Genomic DNA, 22940 nt, shown 5'->3' on the forward strand with positions numbered 1-22940 from the left:
CATGTCAATACCCGACTCTGAGGACCGTAATTTTCCCGTAAATAATTTTTTGGCCGTCCGATGGATTGGGCCGTAATGAGAAAAACTAATTATGCTAGCAAAATGTCTTACTAAGATTTTTGGCAGCCGTAACGATCGGATCTTACGCCGTATGAATAGCATAGTAAACGCTATCAACCAAATGGAATCGGCAATGGAGAAGTTAAGTAATGAACAGCTTTCTGGCAAAACTTCTGAATTCCGCAACCGTATTGCTCAGGGAGCGACTGTTGACAGCCTACTGCCGGAAGCATTTGCCGTAGTTCGCGAAGCCAGTAAACGACTATTAGGTATGCGCCATTTCGACGTACAATTAATAGGTGGCATAATTCTTAACGATCGTTGCATCGCTGAAATGCGTACCGGTGAAGGGAAAACCTTGACTGCTACGCTGCCGGCCTATCTGAACGCCCTAAGCGGAAAAGGTGTGCATATAGTTACAGTGAACGATTACCTGGCACAGCGCGATGCTGAAAAAAACCGCCCGCTATTTGAGTTCTTAAGGATGAGCATCGGCATCAACTTGCCGGGGCTGCCGGCTCAGGACAAACGCACTGCTTATGCCGCCGATATCACCTACGGTACTAATAATGAATACGGCTTTGACTATCTACGTGATAATATGGCGTTTAGCCCGGAAGAGCGGGTGCAACGCAAACTACATTACGCGCTGGTAGATGAGGTGGATTCCATCCTTATCGATGAGGCACGTACCCCGCTTATTATCTCCGGTCCGGCGGAGGATAGTTCGGATATGTATCGCCGTATCAATAAGCTCATCCCTCATCTAACTCGTCAAGATAAGGAAGATTCCGAAAGTTTTCAAGGAGAAGGGCACTTCTCGGTAGATGAGAAGTCTCGTCAGGTAAATCTGACTGAACGCGGTTTGGTGCTAATTGAAGAGCTGCTGGTAAAAGCAGGCATTATGGAAGAGGGCGCATCGCTTTATTCGTCGGTCAATATTATGTTGATGTATCATGTGACTGCCGCTTTACGCGCACACGTGCTTTTTGTGCGCGACGTAGACTATATAGTCAAAGATAATGCAGTAATCATTGTCGACGAGCACACAGGCCGTACCATGCCGGGACGCCGATGGTCGGACGGTCTACACCAGGCAGTGGAGGCCAAAGAAAATATCACAATACAGAATGAAAATCAGACGCTAGCGTCGATTACTTTTCAAAACTACTTCCGTCTGTATGAAAAGCTGGCTGGTATGACTGGTACTGCTAATACTGAAGCGTTTGAGTTTAGTGCCATCTATCAACTCAATACCATTGTGGTACCGACCAATCAGCTCATGATCCGTAAGGATTTACCCGATCTGGTTTATATGACGGAAAAAGAAAAAATTGACGCCATCATCAAGGATATTAAAACTTGCATAGAGCGCGGTCAGCCTGTCTTAGTCGGAACGATTTCTATTGAAAAATCGGAACTGATTTCTAGCGAGCTGGAAAAAGCGGGTATTGCACATAAGGTGTTAAACGCCAAATTCCACGCCATGGAAGCTGACATCGTCGCCCAGGCGGGACAGCCGGGAGCGGTTACCATCGCCACCAATATGGCTGGGCGCGGTACCGATATCGTACTAGGCGGCAGCTGGCAAGCGGAAGTCGCAGCTTTGGAATTTCCTAACAAGCAGAAGATTGCCGCCATCAAGGCGGCCTGGCAGTTGCGCCATGAGATAGTGAAAGCTGCAGGCGGCCTGCATATTATTGGCACTGAGCGCCATGAATCGCGCCGTATTGACAATCAGTTGCGCGGCCGCTCTGGTCGCCAAGGGGATGCTGGTTCTTCCCGTTTTTATCTATCAATGGAAGATGCTTTAATGCGCATTTTTTCCTCTAATCGTGTTTCTGGCATAATGCGAAAGTTCGGTATGCAGCACGGCGAAGCTATCGAACATCACTGGGTCACAAAGGCAATTGCCAACGCTCAACGCAAAGTAGAAAATCGAAACTTCGATATTCGTAAGCAATTGCTGGAATACGATGATGTTGCTAATGATCAACGCCGTGCGATCTATACTCAGCGGAACGAACTACTCGATAAGGAAGATATTAGCGAGACCGTCAAGAGCATTCGCGAAGATGTGCTGAAAACTATTCTCAATAGCTATATTCCGCCGCAATCTTTAGAAGAGATGTGGGATGTGCCTGGATTGGAGCAGCGCCTTAAGGATGACTTGAATCTGGATATGCCCATCGCGCAATGGCTAGACGATGAACCTGGCTTGCACGAAGTAACCTTGCGCAAGCGAGTACTAGATCAAACGTTAACCCAATACCGACGTAAAAAAGAGATCCTCGGTAGTGATATGATGCGCAATTTTGAGAAAGGCGTCATGCTACAAACGTTAGATTCTTTATGGAAAGAACATCTGGCGGCAATGGACTATCTTCGTCAGGGTATCCATTTGCGGGGTTATGCGCAAAAAGATCCGAAACAAGAATACAAACGTGAATCTTTCGCCATGTTTGCCGTTATGCTGGAATCTCTAAAACATGAAGTAATCAAAACGCTTAGCAAGGTGCAGGTCTGCATGCCAGAAGAAGTTGCAGGGATAGAGCCCCAGCACGAAAAGACTAAGCATCTTGTCAGACAAAAACAGTTAAACCATCAGGTGCAGGTGAAAGTATTTACTAACAAGAGCGTAGCAATGTTGCAGAAAGGTCGCAAAGTTGGGCGCAACAATTCCTGTCCATGCAATTCTGGTAAGAAATTCAAACATTGCCATGGAAAACTGCAGTAATGTTTTATTACCTTAATTCAGCGTGGCGTCAGTGGCGCTGATTTAATGTTCGTTCTAACATGATAGTTGTTGTTAAGGAGAAAATGATTGTATGAACAATTCGATTTGTAATTTTAAGCGTAAAAATATGAGTAAAACGGTGGTTTCGCCATTACAATTTACTGATTTAGCGGCAGGTAAGGTCAAACTCCTGATTGAAGATGAAGGGAATCCAAATCTAAAATTACGGGTTTACATCACTGATGGCGGCTGTAGCGGCTTTCAGTGTGGGTTCACCTTTGACGATAAGGTGAACGACGACGACTTTACTATCGAGAAACAAGGAGTTAAACTCGTTGTGGATCACGACAGCCTGAAATATCTCACGGGTGGGTCCGTAGACTACAGTGAAGGGCTGGAAGGATCGCGTTTTATCATCAAAAATCTCAATGCCAAAACCACCTGCAGTTGTGGGTCGTCATTCAGCATCTAAGAGTACAAAGTTGTGACCCTATCAATACACGAATAGGGATGTCTATCCTTTCCAGATCATAAAAGTAGGCGTATTGGTCTATGTACTTTTGCACTGTTGCTGTCTGTCGTTTAGCCCTTGAGTAACACTTTATCCATCTGTGCCGGCGGGCGGCATAATGGACAGGCAATGAAGTCATAGTACTACCTATAGATACGCGCCGGAACGCAGCGCCTCAATGCGTCTATCAAGCGGTGGGTGAGACATAAATAGTTCGCTAAAAGCGTTATTGCGACCGTTAATGCAAAACGCCATCACGCTTCCGGTTTCCTGGGGCTCATAGCTAATTTTCAGCTTCTGTAACGCTGCAATCATTTTCTCAGGCCCCACTAATTGTGCTGAACCAGCATCAGCGTGGAATTCACGATAGCGCGAGAACCAAAGTGTGATGATGCTTGCTAATATGCCAAACACCAATTCCAACACCATGGAAACGACAAAAAACACAAGTGGATTGCCGTTTTCGTTTTCCTCTTCGTTGCGGTTTGACGATATTAATCCCGCTGCCACCTGCCCTAGGATTCGCGAGATGAAAATGACAAAAGTATTTACCACGCCTTGAATAAGAGTCATGGTCACCATATCGCCGCTAGCAATATGACTGATTTCGTGCGCAATCACTGCTTCAGCCTCGTCACGGTTCATATTTTGTAATAAACCGGTACTGATGGCCATCAGCGATGAATCACGGCGGGCACCGGTAGCAAAAGCATTCATATCAAGCGCATGATACAAAGCAACCTGTGGCATTGTAATGTTCACCTTCTGCGCCTGTTTGCGCACGGTATTGAGCAGCCAGCGCTCGGTTTCGTTGCGCGGCTGTTTAATCACTTCGCCTCCAACCGAACGCAGCGCCATAGATTTTGACATTAACAGCGAAACGAAAGCCCCACTGAAACCAAATAAGCCGGCCATAATCATTAATCCAACTGCACTGGAAGAGTCAATCCTAGTGAAGTTTAATATAATACCGAACACTACCATTACTGACAGGTTAGTGAGAAGGAAGAGAGCAATACGCATCATAAAACATCAGGCTCCTCTAAAATTATTACGCTTAGTGCATAACGTTACTCTAATGTCTCGCAGGCGATTTTCAAGCACTATAAGCCGATAAGTCGCTAAAAAGACATAACTTTACATTTTGTTAAACTCACTGAGGAGCGAAACTTCCTAGCTTGAGCATGAGAAAAGCTAGCGCGGTCTTTTTCATCTCCATCACTGGTTTTTACTCTGACGTATCAGCCGCTTGTTGGAGAAAGGAGATTGGTACATGCCTGATATAATTTATGAATCGGCGATAATGTGAACGCGTAAACCACGCGCTGATGCTTCTATGTTTCTTCTCTTTTTACAACGCCGGGTCTGATTATCTCGGGTGATATTGTCCTTCTCCATCGCTTCGTCAGCCAATAACGTTCCTCCCATAATGGCGAAATATCCGCATTAGAGCTGCAGGTGTTCTGCGCGTACTATCAAAGCCATCCCGGAAAATAATTGAACACGTATCCATTCTTTTGGAATTTCCATTAGGGTTGCGTCCATGAGATTTTGTCCCACTTTAACTTTAATAACCTGACCAACTTGCAACGTAGAAATGTCGGTGACAGGTGCGTTTTTTCCGACTGGCGCTACCTTTTTGAGGGTAGACGTAGAACGTTCTGATTTTAAGCGTGATTTACTGCATGTAACGTTATCACTCCTGGCAGATCTTTTTTTTGCAACGAGACGGTCCAACGTCTCGGTTTTACCATTTTCTCGTTTTTTTGTCTGCTGGGCGGTACGCTGAAGCTGAACGCGCGCCTTCGCTTCCTTTAATTGTTTGCGTGCATGTTCAACATGTTGCGTTTCTAGTTCTCCGCAGAGATGACCGTTGAGATCAACGCGCTGTGTGCCAAGCTTTATCCCGTACAAGTAACGCCAGCTTGAGGTATAAAAACGCAAACCGGAACGCAATCGTGTCTTGCTGATATTCTTTTCGTCTCGAATCTGTTCAAGAAGGTCCCGAAAAATGCCGATCTTCAGCGGCCTTGCTGCGCCTTTTTCCGTGAAACAGAGTGGGAATTGCTTTGCCAGAAAAGCAATCACTTCTTTATTCCTATTCAACTTAGGTTGATTTTCCATAAATTTTTCCAATTTACAATGTGCTTACTAACCAGTGCAGGCATAAACAGGAAGCATTATAATAAGATCATCGGAAATGCTACGTTATCCGTACATCATTCAAGAGATAATGATAAATTGTCATAGCTTCCGATCTCTCTTCAGCCTTAATGGCTATCTGTCGTTAGGAGTTAGAACCGGCATAGTTAGTTCTTCTTCTTTAGGCACAAATAAATGGCAAAGACATCTATACGCCCTATAGGGTATCATTACAAAATATTCTTTTAAAATGAAAAGATTAATTTTGTTAGCACATCGAATTGTTATTAGGAAAATATTGAGCCCTTCCTAGTAGGAATGGAAATAAGATAGCTGCGTGAAAAATCACTAACGTTTAATACAGTATTTGGGCTCATAAAGAGTATCATCGAAAAGTTTCATCCCAGATCGTGATAGAGAAATGAAGGCGCTTTTTGTAAAGCGAGCGCAATTCCTTTCCAAAGTTTAAGTGTCGCAAAACACACTGAACAATATGATAATTTTATAAAGATTTTGTCAATTTTTCGATAACAATTTTGCGTTTTTGTAGCAACTTTAAGTAACTTAGAGCGACTGCAGTGCCGTCTGATTGATATACCATATACGTCGACGAAGATCATTGGATGATCATACCATCCAATGATCTTGCTACGCATCGTTTTTAAATTCAAATTATGCTTTTCTATCTTCTAAGTATATTTTGTTTACTACAACAAACCGTTATAAACGGGACATGCATCAATCATGTAATATGATTGTTGTATTGTGAAGCATTGACGTGTAACGTAGATTTAACTCATATGCAAGACTGAACTTGTTGTTCGTTTCAGCAATACGGCTTCTTTCTAGGCTACGCTCGAAATCCATTAGGATTGTATTCTTTCGCTAAAGTCGCAAGAGGGCGCATTCCCGCTGTTGATAACACGACTGACAACCACAACGAGGATCCCGGAAAATACGCATACCTAGCGGTACGCGTTAGCACGTTTAAACTCATACGGCTTTATCTCGCGCTCGACAATATTAGTGTCTACATTAATAACTACCAGTGTTAAGCTAGACAGATACGCCAGTGCATAGCGTCGACTAAGTGGAGACACAGCTCTGAGTAAAATTGTGGAAGGACGTCCCTCTGAGATACGCGATGCTCTGAGCGGAGAGGTGATGCGACAGGGCGAATTATATTCTGAGTATTACTCCGGATAACTTTCAGATTAACTCCAAGCGTTCACCGCGTATCCACACGATCTTTTCTGTAAGTATACCTCTTATTACGTCCACGCACTGATACCGATTGACAGCTTTAAGTAAAACTTTCCCTCTCGATCGCATTACTGCGTGGCGGTAATTTCTCTGATGAGAAAGTTAATAATCGTGCTAAGCGGGACTATTTCTTTCTTACCTCTTCGGCGATTTTTATACTCGATTGCTTCCGCGTCCAGATTTCGATCACTAATCACCAACTGGTGCGGTACACCGATTAGTTCCATATCGGTAAACATAACGCCAGGACGCTCCTTGCGGTCATCAAGGAGCACATCAATACTGCGTGCCTGCAACTGCTGATAAAGATCTTCCGCGACTTCTTTTACCCGGAAAGATTTATGCATGTTTATAGGTAAAATCGCGACGCAGAATGGCGCTAGGGTTTCCGGCCACAGAATACCTTGGTCATCGTGGTTTTGTTCGACAGCGGCTGCCACCACACGAGTGATACCGATGCCATAACAGCCCATAATCAATTTTTGACCACGGCCATCCTCTCTCTGAACTGTGACTTTCATCGCTTCTGAATATTTAGTACCCAACTGAAAAAGATGACCCACTTCAATGCCGCGTTTAATTTGAAGTGTACCGTCTCCATCCGGACTTATATCACCATCGACAACCTTGCGCAAATCGGCTACCTGAGGAAGAGGCAAATTGCGTTCCCAGTTAATCCCGAAAAAATGTTTCCCCTCAGTATTAGCACCGGCGACGAAGTCGCTCATCACCGCCACACTGCGATCAATGACTAACGGAAACGGAAGATTGACCGGTCCAAGCGAACCGGAGCTAGCACCTATTGTTAGTCGGATTTCATCTTCGCTGGCGAACGTTAGCGGCGTGGCAACCTTCTGCAGTTTTTCGGCTTTGACTGTATTAAGCTGATGATCGCCACGGACTATCAAAGCCACAAGTGGATACCCGGTATCTTCACGCGCATGAACCAGCAACGTCTTAACGGTTTTTTTCACCGATAACGAAAATTGCGCTACCAGCTCGTCGATAGTACAAATATTAGGAGTATCCACCAGGCGCATGTCTTCTCTCGGCATGGCGCGCACATTGGCAGGAGCAATCGCTTCCGCCAATTCAATATTGGCGGCATAATCTGATGTCGTTGAAAAAACGATATCGTCTTCACCGCTGCAGGCCAGTACTTGAAACTCATGTGAAGTGCTACCGCCAATGGAACCAGTATCTGCTTGCACTACACGGAATGCCAGGCCCATACGGGTAAAAATAGCATTATAAGCTTGGTACATCGCGTCGTAAGTCACCTGCAGCGAAGCCTGGTTGATATGGAAAGAATAAGCGTCTTTCATCATAAACTCTCGCGAACGCATAACACCGAAACGTGGTCGAGCTTCGTCACGGAATTTAGTTTGGATCTGATAGAAATTTATCGGCAATTGTTTATAGGAATTAATTTCGTTACGGATAAGGTCAATTATCACCTCTTCATGCGTCGGACCCAGCACGAAAGGACGTGCGCCGCGGTCGGTAAACCGCAGAAGCTCCGGACCGTATTGTACCCAGCGTCCGCTTTCCTGCCACAAATCAGCCGGCTGCACTACCGGCATAGCTACTTCAAGCGCACCGGCGTTGTTCATTTCCTCACGCACGATATTTTCTACTTTACGCAGTACGCGTAAACCGGTAGGCAACCAACTATAAAGACCTGACGCCAGTTTACGAATCATTCCAGCACGCAACATCAGTTGATGACTGACTACTTCTGTGTCAGTTGGGATTTCCTTGAGAGTAGAGAGGAGATATTGACTAGCACGCATGTGAGTTAAGTTCCACAAAAGCGACCAACGCTGAAAACGGCCAGCAAGAATCGCTGACGGTTAAAAGGACAGATAGAAAATTTTGACCAGGAGACGCTATATAGCATCTGAGTCGGCATCAATGGTGATATATGCCGTTTTGACTTACGACAGACATTCAGCATCGTGGCTTAACCTCACACTGGTACCGTTCAACGGTGATAAGAGGGGCAAATTTTGCATTAGCACATCGCCAAAATGTTCACCTTCTCAGCTAAGCTAAGCACGTTGCATGTAGCTACACGCCTAAGGATGAAAATAACTGCAATAACAGACACCTCTTAAGTAAAGCCTGCCGGTATCGCGCGGGCGCTAGGCTTAAAGTAGATATCTCCGCGTGCAATGCAACGCCTTATAACGATATCCCTGTTGGATAAACATAAAAGTGATCGAATACGCTCCAACCTTTTGTACGGAGTCCATAGTATACCATACACTATCTAGCAATCTTCTTGTATATTGTTTCTGAAAACAAATAGTTTTATGAGAAAGACGTTTGATATAAGTACGTAATATAAGATTAAATATGCCATTCTACCCGTTGAATGCACTGTTTCTTATTACATCACTGATGAGACTCAAAAAGATTTTATAAACGCACTATGCATCAGCCACGTTAAAGAGTTGAAGTAGTTTTAATAGTTTTAGCGTCTGTGTACTATTCTGCGAAAGAGCACACTCTCTTATACAATTATAAACATGCAACAACTAACGAGGATTGTTTTTATGACATACGTATGTTCTTCTACTTCATAGAAAATAACGACTGCAAACTAAGTCTTATGCGGTCGCAATCTAATGCGTATTCGTTGTATTAAGCTGATAATATTCGATGTAATCGCTATTTGACAGCAGGAGTTCAAGCGACATCTGTAAGTGGTATTTAAATTTAAAAACGTTTTACTGTTTTCACTTTCGAAGCACTCCGCCAAAATATTGAGATGATGTATTGCCACAAACGGGTTTCTACTGATGTAGCGTCTAATTGACTGCAATCACAGTCTCCTTAAGACCCCAATTATCATCAAAACTCACCCAGACAACATGAATCAAACACACGATGTGCATCGTGTCATTATCAGTAAATTCAATGAAAGGTGCAATAGTGTTCTCCTGCAATCACGATATTATTAAATGTAGCATAGTGACTATTATTTTACTCTTTCTGTCAGCTTTAGCGGCGTGGCAATAAAAAAAACTCCAGTATTGTCAATACGGCGCCGATGCAGATGCTTACATCTGCTACGTTGAATGTCGGCCAATGCCAGTGACCGACATAAAAATCGATAAAATCAATTACGACACCGTGTTTCATGCGGTCAAACAGATTACCCAGCGCTCCACCGATAATCATTGCGTAAGTGATATTAGGTAATTTGGCTCGCTTATCCAAATTATACATCTTGACCAGCAACACAACTGTGAACGCGACGGCAATCGCAGAAAACGCCCAACGTTGCCATCCTCCTCTGTCCGCCAAAAAACTGAAAGCAGCGCCTGGATTATGGACGTAAGTAAAATTGATAAATGAAATCACCGGTACAGTTTCACCAAGAGAGAACTGCATTACGACCCATTGCTTGCTTCCAAAATCCAACACCAAAACCACCAGCGCTAGCCAAATCCAGCTCAACCCCGTTGACATTATCGTTTTATTCATCAGACAAACCGACGTTTTTCGCCAGGACCGGCTACATTTGAGAAGCAACGACCACAGATTTCAGGATGATCGGCATGCTGACCGATATCACTCTCATAATGCCAGCAACGTGGACATTTCCCCCCTTTGGCTTCTTCCAGAGCTATCTTAAGCCCATTGATCCCTTTACACTGTACCGCATCATCACCGGCGTCGGAATAATCTTCGACTACTGCATTGGAAGTGAGCAATGCAAAAGGAAGTTCGTTACCTAGCTCGCGTAGTGAATCGGCAAGATTAGACTCCGCGTATAGTGTAACGGTAGCCTCAAGTGAACCGCCGATGCGCTTGTCCGCTCGTGCCTGCTCAATAATTTGATTAGTTTCATTACGCACTTGCAATAGAGTTTGCCAATAAGCATCGTTTAACGGTTGAGCTGCGTCTAGACCAAACAGGCCGTCGTACCATTCTTCAGTGAAGACGTACTGCGCTCGTTCTCCTGGCATAAATCCCCAAATTTCATCAGCAGTAAATGATATGATGGGCGCTATCCAACGTACTAGAGCCTCAATGATATGATATAGCGCAGTTTGGCAGCTACGGCGGGCGATACTGTCCGCTTTAGCGGTATACTGACGGTCTTTGATGATATCTAGGTAAAAAGAACCCATCTCGACAGAACAAAATTGCATTATACGCTGCACAACATTATGGAAATCATAGCTGTCGTAAGCAGCAATAATCTCTCCCTGCGCTAGCTGTGCGCGGCCCATCACCCAGCGGTCCAGAACTACCATCTGATCCGGACTGATGCAGTGGTGCACCGGATCAAAATCGTTCAGGTTGGCTAGCAAAAAACGCGCAGTGTTACGGATGCGACGATAAACATCGGCAGAGCGCTTGAGGATCTGGTCTGACACTACCATCTCGCCGGTGTAATCGGTAGAAGTCACCCAGAGGCGCAGGATATCGGCGCCTAGTTTATCCATAACCTGCTGAGGAGCAATTATGTTACCCGTAGATTTTGACATCTTTCGACCATGCTTATCAACGGTAAAACCGTGAGTCAGCACATGCCGATAGGGCACATTACCGTGCATGGCGATGGAGGTCATAAGTGATGACATAAACCAGCCGCGATACTGATCAGATCCTTCCAGGTACATATCGGGCGCATGACCTTTAAATTCAGGTCGAACCGCTACAACCGATGAATGGGTGGAACCTGAGTCGAACCAAACGTCAAGGGTATCCGGTACTTTATGATAATGTACGGCATCATCACCCAGAATCTTGGCCGGATCCAAATCCCACCAGGCCTGAATCCCGTCTTGTTCGACACGTTGCGCTACAATTTCCATTAGTTCGATAGTACGCGGATGTAGAGCTTTAGTTTCATTATGCACAAAAAGTGCTATCGGAACACCCCAGGTGCGCTGACGCGAAATGCACCAGTCAGGACGATTGGTGACCATGGTTTCAATGCGCGCCTGACCCCAACTTGGGATCCACTGTACATCCTTGATCTTCATCAGCAATTGTTTTCGAAGTCCACGTTTATCCATGCTGATGAACCACTGCGGCGTGGCACGAAAAATAATAGGCGTTTTATGGCGCCAGCAGTGCGGAGAACTGTGCTGTATCTTTTCCATGTGCAGCAAAGCGCCATTATTACGCAGCAAGTTGATAACTGCATCATTAGCCTCAAATACCTGCAAACCGTCCAGTAGAGGTAACGTACCTAGTAGGTAACTACCGTAGGAATCGACTGGGTTGGCGACTTCCAGTCCATATTGCTGACCAATAATGTAGTCATCTTGGCCGTGTCCTGGAGCGATATGCACCACACCAGTACCCGCGCTTAGCGTCACGTGCTTGGCGAGGATGACAGGCACATCAAAGCTCATAAAAGGATGACGGAATCGCAGCAGTTCCAGCGCTTTACCTTTAGCGCTGCCGAGTACCGTCCAACGTGTAATGCCAGCACGCGTCATCACACTGCCCACCAGATCGGTGGCCAGAATATATCCTTGCCCTTCCACTTCAAGCAATTGATAGTCGAAATCAAAATGAACAGCGATAGCGCGGTTGGCCGGCAAAGTCCACGGTGTAGTAGTCCAGATAACTAAAGAGATCTGGCCAGCAAAGTCTGCGACACCAAACTTGGCAGCAACCGCGCGGACATCATTGGCCACGAAAGCGACATCAATGGACGGCGAAATACGATTATAATATTCCACTTCCGCCTCCGCTAGTGCTGAGCGGCAGTTGATACACCAATGCACCGGCTTGGCACCTTGGTATAGATGTCCGTTAGCGATAATCTTGCTCATCGAACGAATGATATTCGCTTCGGTGGCGAAATTCATCGTCAAGTAAGGATGCTCCCAATCGGCGAGGACCCCTAAGCGGATAAAATCCTTTTTTTGTCTTTCCACTTGTTCAGTGACATAACGACGGCAGGCGGAGCGAAATTCCGCGGCGCTGACTTTTTCCCCCGGTTTACCGATACATTGCTCCACCTTTAGTTCAATTGGCAAACCATGGCAATCCCATCCTGGCACATAGGGAGAGTCATACCCCATTAACCCTTTAGATTTAATTATAATATCTTTGAGAATTTTGTTGACCAAATGACCAATATGAATCCTGCCGTTCGCATACGGCGGGCCATCGTGCAGTATGAAGGTCTTTTTCCCTTTCCGAGCCTGACGAATCATCCCATATAGATCCTGCGCATACCAGCGCTGCAGTACGCCAGGTTCACGCTTGGCTAAATCGCCGCGCATGGGAAACGCTGTATCTGGTAAATTTAGGGTATTCTTGTAATCAATCATTCGATTTTCGAGTCCATTATTAATTTGAGCATTATTTCGCTAGCCCGAAATAGTTACAAGCGCTCACTACATCTTTCGAGATTTGCCTCTTTAAATCGTCTAACGAGGCAAATCGTTGTTCGTTACGCACTTTCACACATATTGTTACTTCGATATAGCGACCGTAAAGATTTTTATCCACATCCAACAAATGCACTTTTAGCTAAACCGCCCACTGTGGCGGATGCCAATGTTCTCGACGTCAGGAAAAGGCCGCTCGGCAAGGAGTGCACCTCTACTGCATACACGCTGTTTATCGTCGTTCTTCGCCTTTGAAGAGACACGTTAGCAGTCGAAACCCGAGGTCGTCCTAGTGCGCTGCCGCGCACCATGCGGCCAGAAAGGCGATACGAGCGCCTTAATAGCATTTCCGCTTCTGCAAGACGATCTCTGTCCAGTGTCTCGCGAACGGCAGTGCTACTGACCCGCTGGCCACCTTCAGCACAGGTCGAAGAGCTCATTACCTCAAACCCTCCTTCTTTCCCCGCCTGCTGCAAAAAAGCGGAATCTCCTTGACGTCGTGCGCCAAAACGGAAATCGTCGCCGACGCCGATAAAGCGCACGCCCAATTTTTTTACCAACAATTTGGTCACAAACGCGCGTGCGCTTAACGCCGCAAAACATTTGCCGAAAGTAATACACAGCGCTGCTTCCACACCGGAGGCAGTAAGGTATTTCACTTTATCTCTCAGCCGAGTCAACCGCGCCGGGGCAGCATCTCCAGCAAAATACTCCTGCGGCTGCGGTTCAAAGATTATTGCGATTACTGGTAAACCACGTCGGCAGCCCTCAGCCTGCAACTCTGCGATAAGCGCTTTATGTACGCGGTGAAAATCGTCGAAATTACCGATAGTTAGTACGCATTTATGGTGACGTGGCTGTAAATTATGTATGCTGCGAATAAGCTCCATGGCAGGCTCAAAACATCTAAAACAGTAGAACTGCAAATTATACCTTTTACAAAGGTCAAGGTTAACTCGCGATTTTTTACATCTCAAATTGTAAGAAGATTCACACATTTCAGTAGCGTTAATTTACATAAACCCATTGACACAATAGATCAAAGGTGCATAATTTGAACTTTAAATTATCTCATAGAACAATTTTTGGAGTTGAACCTTGTCTAATATCAAATCAGCTAAGAAGCGTGCTGTACAGTCTGAAAAGACTCGCCAGTATAATGCTAGTCGTCGCTCCATGATGCGTACTTTCGTAAAAAAAGTTTACGCAGCTATCTCTGGCGGCGATAAAAAATCTGCGCAGGATGCGTTTGCTGCTATGCAACCAATTATTGACCGTCAGGCTAGAAAGGGATTAATCCACAAAAACAGAGCAGCACGTCATAAATCAAACTTAGCCGCGCAAATCAATGCCATGCACTAACTATTGTTAGTGTTGTATTTTATTGAAATACCGGATCTAAACGATTCAAAATAAGTAAGGCATGTTTCTTATCTGCTGTCCTTCACAAGAGATAAAGATAACTGCATGACAGCCCTATATGGAGCTAACGTGTTCTGTTGTTATTTTAAATACACTTGTATAAATAGTGGTCTGGTGCATATTTTTGCGAATTCTGGATAGCAAAACGTTGGAAGGGGTTAGATAAGCATTAAGCGCTCGATGCTGGAGGATTGTTACATACACATAATGGATATTTCAGAATCACGTTATTAGCAAATGTGAGCCATATCAGATAAGCTTATAGATCATAACGAGCGTATTGTTAGCGAAATGTACTTGCAATAAGGGACTTGGGTTGCGTCAGATGGAGCTGCACTACCTTATATGTTACCTTCTCGTCCTGTAGTCACTATTCCCGATACATTTATAAATACCAAGCGTACCATGAACTTTTAGGTAGCGTAGTCGCGAGTTTTATTGGTTATAAAAGTACGCTATGGCCTAATGGGGCTTACAGCGAAGGCTGTATTCAAGTCTTCACGAGATGATTCAGCTTTCTATTTATAAGGATAACCATGAACGTTATTAAAGGTGTTATTGCAGCACCCGATGCACGCATCGCTATTGCGATTGCGCGCTTTAACCACTTTATTAATGACAACTTGCTTGATGGCGCCATCGACGTCCTGAAACGCATCGGCCATGTCAAAGACGCAAACATTACCGTGGTTTGGGTGCCAGGGGCTTATGAATTGCCGTTGTCGATTAGCGTGCTGAGTGATACCAAATACTACGACGCTATCGTGGCTTTGGGTACAATAATCCGTGGCAACACAGCGCATTTTGAGTTCGTCGCTCGTGAGTGCAGCTCCGGCCTGTCGAAAATTGCCACGCGAGCCGCGATGCCAGTAGCATTTGGGATACTAACTACCGAGAGTATTGAACAGGCTATCGAACGCGCCGGCACTACAGTCGGCAACAAAGGTGCGGAAGCTGCATTAACCGCGCTTGAAATGATCAACGTATTGCAAGCTATTAAAGCATAATATAGGTATATTTTGTGAAACTAGCTGCTCGTCGCCGTGCACGTGAAGGTGCTGTCCAAGCACTTTACTCATGGCAATTATCACGTAACAATATCGTCGATATTGCAGTCCAGTTTCTGTCGGAGCAAGAAACCTCGAATGTAGATGTCACTTATTTTCGTGAGTTATATACCGGCGCGGCGACGCACGCCCAGGAGCTGGACAAGCTGATGATGCCCTATTTGTCCCGTCAGTTAGAGAAGATTGGCAATGTTGAACGTGCCGTGCTACGTATTGCGCTCTTTGAATTGAGCAAGCGCCAAGATATCCCTTATAAGGTCGCTATCAACGAAGCGATTGAACTAGCTAAAACCTTTGGTGCAGAAGACAGTCATAAATTTATCAATGGCGTACTGGACAAAGTAGCCCCTAAGATTCGTCCCAATAAAAAATAACTAGGTAGGGTCGGAATACCTGATTACACCGTGACGCCGTGTTAGAAACAACATAGCTATGGATAGAGAGTATGGCAAGCTTGATCTCATTGATCGCTATTTCAACCGGATGCGTATAGCAGTAAACATCAACAATGATTGTGCGTTACTGTCGTAATAATATCGACTGCGAGTTTGTGCACTAGCCTCTGCAGTACCGCTGCAGCGGCTGAATCTACGTATGTCTATTTTCTCAGGTTTTGACGCTACACGATCAGTGGTGTCGTCGATATTTTCGAGGAAGTTATCACGGATCTATATTCACCGACGCTAATATGTCACCACCTACCAGGTGCTGTGCTGAGATGCTCGGCGTGGAAAAAATGACGAGCTCTGTTTTTACCAGTGCCTAAAATAACTACGGCGCGTTAGATATAGTATTTTGTCATATCGGGAATTTATGAGTCATTTATTAATCGGTAAATTATGATCGGTGTAGATATGACCGTTTTAAGTGAGACATATTGTATGATGATGGATATGCTGTCCATTAAGTGGCGGGTTAAGCTTTCTAATCCTTGTCATTTACTGGCAACGGGTTTCGGTAGTGGAATGTGCCCATGGGTGCCCGGTACTATTGCTTCACTAGTGGCGATTCCGATTTGGTGCTTGTTTGTGCTACTGCCGTGGCAACTTTATTTGCTAGCTGTACTGCTCAGCCTGTGCATTGGTGTCTATTGTTGCCATCAGACGGCACGTGATATAGGCGTACATGACCACGGCTGCATTGTTTGGGACGAGTTTGTTGGCATGTGGATTACCCTAATGGCCTTACCAGCCAATGATTGGCGTTGGGTACTAGTAAGCTTTTTGCTGTTCCGGCTATTAGATATCTGGAAACCTTGGCCGATTCGTTGGTTGGATCGCAAGATATATAGTGGTGCGGGTATTATGATCGATGATGTTGTGGCGGGGATAATCGCCGACGGCGTGCTCTATTGGATAGGACGCCACTGGCTGCTGTTTTAATACCGAGCATTAGCATGTGCAACTAGCTGCTATTTTGATAACGTATCGGTTTCTGTTTTCAGACAGACATTCGCTAGAAAAAGCTTACTACGTAATAGCTCGAGTAATTACGTCTGGCGCGACGGGCTAACGACGTTAACTTGCTAAACATCCACGTTAATCTATACAAAATAACCGTTAGACAAGCTCAACAGTCGGGAAAGCGGCTTAAAATTCGGCCGTACACAACTAGAATCGTATTTCAAGGATAGCGAAACAAACTAGGCAATGATATTTCTGGTTGCTTTCCTAACAGCTTACTAATGCAAGGTAGCTAGTATCTCGTTGTTGAGTAACATATAACGTTATCATTGCTTTATTCTAATAATGCAGTAGAAAATTCAGAAGATGTTGTTGTAACCTTCGGAGGTTTGTCTTCACAGAATAAATCAAATCTAGATACTTTCTAAAAAACACACTCGAATTGTCGATAATATTCTTACATTTTTATAGTGACATGGCTCTCCTGTTCTTTGGTTTGTTTAATAATTAACGCTGTTATAGTCTAAATCAGCTGATATCATATTCATTGACAGTCGTCAATTACATCTGATATCGGCGGATAAGGTAAATGAGGCAAGTATCAACTCCTCCAAAAGATAGTTTAAGGTGATTCTGTAAGCACCTATCCATTAAGAATTTCAGCTAATCTTTTAACTAGCGCTTTCTCACCGAACTCACGGACATCAGCAAAACTGTGGTAAACCGAGGCGAAATGGATATAGACAACCTTGTCGAGCTTTTTCAGCGCGTTCATAACAAAATTATCGGTCATTTCACTCAATACCGCTCGCTTTCTGGTAGAGCATATCTGAGGTTTGATGGGATTTGACCAGTCGCTTCTCCAGCGTTCTTAAAAATTCGCTGTGCAGCTTTTCATTGAATGGTTTGAGCGCATCATTGTTTTTAATAACGCGAAGAAACACAAGTGCCACTACTTTGAAGGTAGTAAGGTAGTAAGCGTTCATTATCGGCGGCGACGAACCTCTGTTCCTTCTCCACCAGACGCGAATCAATTACTTTAATATCGACTGCAAAACAAAACGGTCAACGCATAGCACTTTCTAGCCGACTGCTTAGGGGCAGGATAGTTGAACGTGAACTTCGCAAACCGCAAAGCAATAGTACTTAAAACAGAACCGCCGCTATTGGGAGATATTGACGATAAAGCGCTATCAGTCCAATAATTATACGTCTCTTGCAGACTAAAATTTCCGCTATGATAACCAATTATCATACGAGTTTATACCATTACAGTATTACTGAAACTCATCGATTGCGCCAACAGCTCCTGTGTGTAGCTGCATATTCGCATGTAGACACACGGTAATAAATAAGTTACTGACCGACAATGCAGTCAGAGCTAGTCAATAAGCTTAATTAGCTTCGCTACCGATAAGCATCGAACTATTATAGAACGACAGATATTAGGCCTAATGCCTGAGCCAGGTGATGGTATCCGATTACATGATATCTCACCGGACTCGATACAAACTCCGCCTGTCAGAGATGCCAACCAACTTGTTGGCAATCAGCAAGTCTAGAGGCTATCGTTACAAAATGTAAATATCGAGAATAATATATTCATGACTAAAATTATGGACCGTAATCTTATTTTTAAAATAAGAAGTGCATGCCATAGCATTTATTGAAAGTTGTCGTCACGAGTTACGTTGAACGCGAGAGCGCTATATCAAGCTGACGTCGAAACAAATGGGCACCGACGCGAGGTTACTGGATAGTAACAAACGTACCTATTCTTCGCTTGAAGGTTATTTATCTACGAGCAAGATCCGCCACGCGGTGTACTAGGTACTGAATAATTGGTCGGAACACTGATAGTTGTTCCTTATCAAGGAGCATTCACTTATATAGAAATCTACGCCTATCGCGCCAACGCTGCTAAATCAGCTCTTCTGACAGTACGTTAGAAAATGGAGATCCTCTTTGCGGTACGACGAAAATTTATATCACAGTGTGAGTATCACGCACGGCATGAGCGTGGCGTAGGCACGCCGGCAGTAAATAGTTTGTGCACTTCCGTTTTCTGCAGCAACAGTGACGTTTGGCGAAGCTCTATCAGAGATTCCGAGCTGATTTCTTTTTTTTTGCATTAGGGCCAGATCTCAAAGAAGTACGCCTTTATCAAAGGCGATTGTCATAAATTGATTCTAATTTAAAAGATCAATCGCTTTACTAGATAAACAAATAAATGTACTTAACAGTATTAGTATTTGTACAGTTCTTGCTTCAAAAGCATGAGATAGTCTCATTTCTTATACAATTATGAGTATAAAATAGCCAGCGAGTTCTTTTAACTCGTTTACTTCACAACAGATAATAACATCAGTATGAGCCTATCGTATCTTTAGTATCTAGAATTACCTATTGCCATATCGACGATAATTTGGTGTATGTTTAGTTGAGTTCTAAATGCCGAATGACAATGACATCGAACTCCGTCGATATTTTTATCTTTTGACGACAGGCTTTATCATTAACGGCAGTATAATTTTAATGTAAAAACAGCGAAAAGTTCTCCTTAAAACAATAAGCCGCAAGGATATATAACACATAATGTCTGGATTATTTGCAATGATGACTGGCGTTGCTACTATAGGAGAATTGAACATGAGGAGCCCGAAAAGGGCATGGCGCCAGGTTGCGTTTTGTAGCATGGCTAGTATTTGGTGGGCAGGGTGCACTAACACTAAATCTAGTGTGCCGATAAGCAGCGTGGGCGTCAATTACGTCGGCAGCGATATTGCCGCCGTTGGGTGTGCTCTCCAGAACAGTCAGCCGCACGCTGTAATAAATTCTAACGAGCAGAGCCAAATAAATGTTTCTTCGCAAGGGAATATTATCTATAAAAGGAGCTATAATAATATTCGGAAAAATACCTTTTCCGGCGCGACATATCAAGTAAAACGTGGCGATACGCTATTCTATATCGCTTGGATTACGGGAAACGACTACCGAGTTTTAGCCAAAAGAAACAACATTCCTGAACATTACAGCCTGCATGTAGGGCAAACTTTGCAGGTAGGTAACGGAACAGTACCGATTATCGGCAACGTGATGTCAAGAATCATTCTGACGTCCAACGCTTATCAGAGAAAGAGCGGCGCTACAACTACTTCAGTTCCTACCTTGCACCAACACCTGACAACATCAAATGTTAATTCTAATAAAAATAATAATTCTTTTGAAAGGAAGATGTTGCCTTTGCCGAATAGCGTATCTACTAATAGTACGTCCATCACTGATTGGTGTTGGCCGACAGATGGAAAGATCATTGACAAATTTTCCGGCGCGGAAGGTGGCAACAGAGGAGTAGATATCTCCGGTTTCAGAGGGCAGCCAATTTTAGCGACCGCCAGTGGACGAGCTGTTTATACTGGCAATGCCTTGCGGGGTTATGGTAATCTTATCATTATTAAACACAATGATAATTACCTGAGTGCTTACGCCCACAACGATACGTTGTTGATCCAAGCACAACAAGAAGTTAGGACAGGGCAAACAATCGCTACTATGGGCAACACTGGAACTAGTACAACTAGATTGCATTTTGAAATTCGATACAAAGGGCAACCCGTAAACCCTCTGTCTTATCTTCCGCAGCGATAAATTAGCGAAAAATCTTGACGTTCTATCTTGGGAACTCATCGTCTTTGCAAAAGCGCAGCTAATATCAATGCTTACATTTTAAAAAGAATAAATTGCGTAGTCTGAGTTTCGATCGATTAGCTGACTGTGTATTACTATTATTTTTTCTGAGCTCCTTCGGTAGGAGGAGCGGGACCAGCTAGTCGTTATCCTAGTAGCGTCGTGGTGAGGTATGAGTGGACTCAGTGTTGCCTTTTACTGTCGTTTCCAACGCGTCAGCGCCTGTTGACGTTGTCGTTTCAGCTCTTCTCTAATCTGCGTACCACTGAATCCCTCCGCCATTATATCGCGTGCACTGACTGAACTGGCTACGCGAAAAGCATCACGCAGATAATCTCCCTGCGAATAGATATGATTCTCAAATCCGGTACGGCCTCGAGCATCGGCCTCGCTAGCGAGAATTATTTGATCCAGGCGCGCCGGGCGACGCCAGACATCAAGGGCGCTGAACAATTTTATCAGTTTTTTTGGCGTCAAGCTCTGGGCACTGTGCAACAAATCATGGTAGCATACCACTGTCTTGGCCAGATCGCGCAATAAATTGGGCACTTTCATTCGCTGGCATAGCGCTTCAACTACTTTTACCCCAGCTGGTCCGTGGCCGTGGTGGCTTGGCCATAACTCGTGTGGTGTAAGCGCCTTACCCACATCGTGGCAAAGTGTGGCAAAGCGTACCGCGATATCGTCTGTTAACTGGGCTGCCATCGATATCGACTTCAGAGTGTGAAGGCCGGTATCGATTTCTGGGTGCCATCTCTCCGGTGCTGGGATGCCAAATAGCGCGTCCACCTCCGGCAACACCATCTTCAACGCGCCGCAATCGCGTAAGACTTGAAAATAGACTTGCGGGTTACGGGTTGCTAACGCCCGCTCCGTCTCTTTCCAGACACGCTCAGGCGTCAGCAGCGGAAGCTCATCGGTCATCTGCTGCATCAACGCCATCGTTTCCGGTGCAATGCGGAAACTCAAATGGGCAAAACGTGCGGCAAAACGGGCAACTCGCAGTATGCGCAACGCATCTTCGCCGAAAGCGTCGGAGACATGACGCAACCAGCGGTGGCGGATATCTTGCTGTCCATGATAGGGATCAATCAAGTTACCTGCTTCGTCTCTGGCAATAGCATTAATGGTAAGATCGCGGCGGCGAAGATCCTCTTCCAACGTAACTTCAGGCGAGACATAGCAAATAAAAGCAGTATAGCCCTCACCAGATTTGCGCTCCGTACGGGCTAGTGCATACTCTTCGCGGCTTTCTGGGTGCAGAAATACTGGAAAATCTTTGCCAACCTGTTGATAACCTTGCTCGAGCATCTCCTTCGGCGTTGCGTCGATCACTACCCAATCCCGTTCCTTAACAGGGATTCTCAACAGATCGTCACGCACAGCGCCGCCGACAAGATATTTTTTCACAATTTTCTCCTGGCAAAGCTGGAGTTACTGTTATTGGTGCCGTTCATTAAGTATAGTTGGATCTTGACGTATGCTACTCGTATCCAGAACGCCTTAATTCATCTAGCATAACACCATACCGATTCCATAGATAAATCATTGTATGCTTGGACGGCCTCATTGATTTTTCTACATGTTGATCATGCACTGATTCCATCTAATATTTATAGAATCAATTTTGTGCATTAGATCCTGTATCTGCTATTCGCGCTGGCACCACATAGCTGTCCGAACTGACGGTACAGATGAGATCTATACTGACTAGAACGAAGTTAATATAACGTAGTTTCAACATTAGTTCGTTAAGAAAATATTGCACAATATCTTAAATTTGATAACGTCATGTTAGATTTGAAAGAAGTACTCTTAAGCTCGGATAAAGCGTAATAGACTCTATTGTCTTTCCATCACCTGTTAAAAGCAATGATTCACAAAGCTATGATTAAGCGTTAAATCGCCAGAGGAGATGGCTTAATATAACATTAGATGCTTTCATTACAAGATTTCAGTTTAGATTGAAATAAATCGAATCTAGATGCTTGTCAGAAAGGCAGTCGTTTTAATCACTTCTAAGAAGAATCGCGCTATTATTTCCTAACAGACAGGCAAATAAAGCAGCATCGAAAGAATAACAAATAGCAAAATAAGAGACTCAGTTTATAATATCATTTTGAACGTTCGATATGGATCTTTATCAAGATTGCATGTTGGAGTTTGTTTTGCGAAAATTAAGCAGTGGTGACGCAATTTGCAAAAGAGCGTCCTCTTGTTTGACACAATCTTGTAGCGATAGTATTCAAAGTCTAAAATTCCTATAATTATCCTTGTTAA

At 44.4% G+C, this 22940-nt stretch carries 14 protein-coding genes and 2 pseudogenes; 7 read left to right on the plus strand and 9 right to left on the minus strand.

The window, feature by feature from the left end; translation table 11 throughout:
- The first annotated feature begins 91 nt into the window (after window positions 1–91).
- Entirely contained in the window at window positions 92–2797 is a 2706-nt protein-coding gene (secA, locus tag A4A68_RS00535; protein WP_067565360.1) for a preprotein translocase subunit SecA, read from the plus strand.
- Between the two features lie 127 nt (window positions 2798–2924).
- The gene (gene erpA / locus A4A68_RS00540) at window positions 2925–3269 is read left to right on the plus strand and encodes an iron-sulfur cluster insertion protein ErpA (protein ID WP_067566493.1); all 345 of its coding nucleotides are present in this window, start codon (window positions 2925–2927) and stop codon (window positions 3267–3269) included.
- Window positions 3270–3455: 186 nt separating this feature from the next.
- On the opposite strand, the gene htpX is transcribed toward erpA, so the two are convergent.
- The 7 genes and pseudogenes from htpX to ribF form a co-directional block, all read right to left on the minus strand.
- Window positions 3456–4334, minus strand: a complete 879-nt coding sequence (htpX, locus tag A4A68_RS00545) for a protease HtpX (RefSeq protein ID WP_067565362.1) — start codon at window positions 4332–4334, stop codon at window positions 3456–3458.
- Between the two features lie 261 nt (window positions 4335–4595).
- Window positions 4596–4736, minus strand: coding sequence for a hypothetical protein (locus A4A68_RS03420; RefSeq protein WP_158648165.1), 141 nt, complete (start codon window positions 4734–4736; stop codon window positions 4596–4598).
- Between the two features lie 18 nt (window positions 4737–4754).
- Window positions 4755–5432, minus strand: a complete 678-nt coding sequence (proQ, locus tag A4A68_RS00550; RefSeq protein ID WP_067566496.1) for an RNA chaperone ProQ — start codon at window positions 5430–5432, stop codon at window positions 4755–4757.
- Between the two features lie 1349 nt (window positions 5433–6781).
- The gene (locus A4A68_RS00555) at window positions 6782–8506 is read right to left on the minus strand and encodes a proline--tRNA ligase (protein ID WP_067565365.1); all 1725 of its coding nucleotides are present in this window, start codon (window positions 8504–8506) and stop codon (window positions 6782–6784) included.
- A 1213-nt stretch (window positions 8507–9719) separates the two neighbouring features.
- Window positions 9720–10205 carry a signal peptidase II gene (gene lspA / locus A4A68_RS00560; protein ID WP_067565368.1) on the minus strand — a complete coding sequence of 162 codons (486 nt, stop codon included), beginning with the start codon at window positions 10203–10205 and terminating at the stop codon, window positions 9720–9722.
- Window positions 10205–13021, minus strand: coding sequence for an isoleucine--tRNA ligase (ileS, locus tag A4A68_RS00565; protein ID WP_067565371.1), 2817 nt, complete (start codon window positions 13019–13021; stop codon window positions 10205–10207). The genes lspA and ileS overlap by 1 nt, the downstream gene beginning before the upstream one ends.
- Window positions 13022–13052: 31 nt before the next feature.
- Window positions 13053–13971 (minus strand): annotated as a pseudogene (gene ribF / locus A4A68_RS00570) (bifunctional riboflavin kinase/FAD synthetase).
- A 208-nt stretch (window positions 13972–14179) separates the two neighbouring features.
- Here ribF and rpsT point away from each other — a divergent pair.
- The 4 genes from rpsT (at window position 14180) to pgpA (ending at window position 16952) form a co-directional block, all read left to right on the plus strand.
- A complete protein-coding gene (rpsT, locus tag A4A68_RS00575) occupies window positions 14180–14443 on the plus strand; it encodes a 30S ribosomal protein S20 (RefSeq protein WP_067565374.1) in 264 nt (87 codons plus the stop codon).
- A gap of 596 nt (window positions 14444–15039) precedes the next feature.
- Entirely contained in the window at window positions 15040–15510 is a 471-nt protein-coding gene (gene ribH / locus A4A68_RS00580; RefSeq protein WP_067565377.1) for a 6,7-dimethyl-8-ribityllumazine synthase, read from the plus strand.
- A 14-nt stretch (window positions 15511–15524) separates the two neighbouring features.
- Window positions 15525–15944 carry a transcription antitermination factor NusB gene (nusB, locus tag A4A68_RS00585; RefSeq protein WP_067565380.1) on the plus strand — a complete coding sequence of 140 codons (420 nt, stop codon included), beginning with the start codon at window positions 15525–15527 and terminating at the stop codon, window positions 15942–15944.
- 507 nt (window positions 15945–16451) lie between these two features.
- On the plus strand, window positions 16452–16952 hold the full coding sequence (gene pgpA / locus A4A68_RS00590; RefSeq protein WP_082800138.1) for a phosphatidylglycerophosphatase A: 501 nt from the start codon (window positions 16452–16454) through the stop codon (window positions 16950–16952).
- 664 nt (window positions 16953–17616) lie between these two features.
- On the opposite strand, the pseudogene A4A68_RS00595 reads toward pgpA, so the two are convergent.
- A pseudogene (locus tag A4A68_RS00595) lies at window positions 17617–18017 on the minus strand (transcriptional regulator NrdR).
- A 1605-nt stretch (window positions 18018–19622) separates the two neighbouring features.
- Between A4A68_RS00595 and A4A68_RS00600 the strand changes: the two are divergent.
- The gene (locus A4A68_RS00600) at window positions 19623–20621 is read left to right on the plus strand and encodes a peptidoglycan DD-metalloendopeptidase family protein (RefSeq protein ID WP_067566502.1); all 999 of its coding nucleotides are present in this window, start codon (window positions 19623–19625) and stop codon (window positions 20619–20621) included.
- 234 nt (window positions 20622–20855) lie between these two features.
- Here A4A68_RS00600 and A4A68_RS00605 read toward each other — a convergent pair whose 3' ends face one another.
- Window positions 20856–22070: a multifunctional CCA addition/repair protein gene (locus A4A68_RS00605; protein WP_067565383.1), complete on the minus strand. Its 1215-nt coding sequence runs from the start codon at window positions 22068–22070 to the stop codon at window positions 20856–20858.
- Window positions 22071–22940: the final 870 nt, after the last annotated feature.

Origin of the sequence: Candidatus Doolittlea endobia (genome assembly GCF_900039485.1) — a bacterium.
In the GTDB taxonomy this organism is placed as follows: Bacteria; Pseudomonadota; Gammaproteobacteria; order Enterobacterales; family Enterobacteriaceae; genus Doolittlea; species Doolittlea endobia.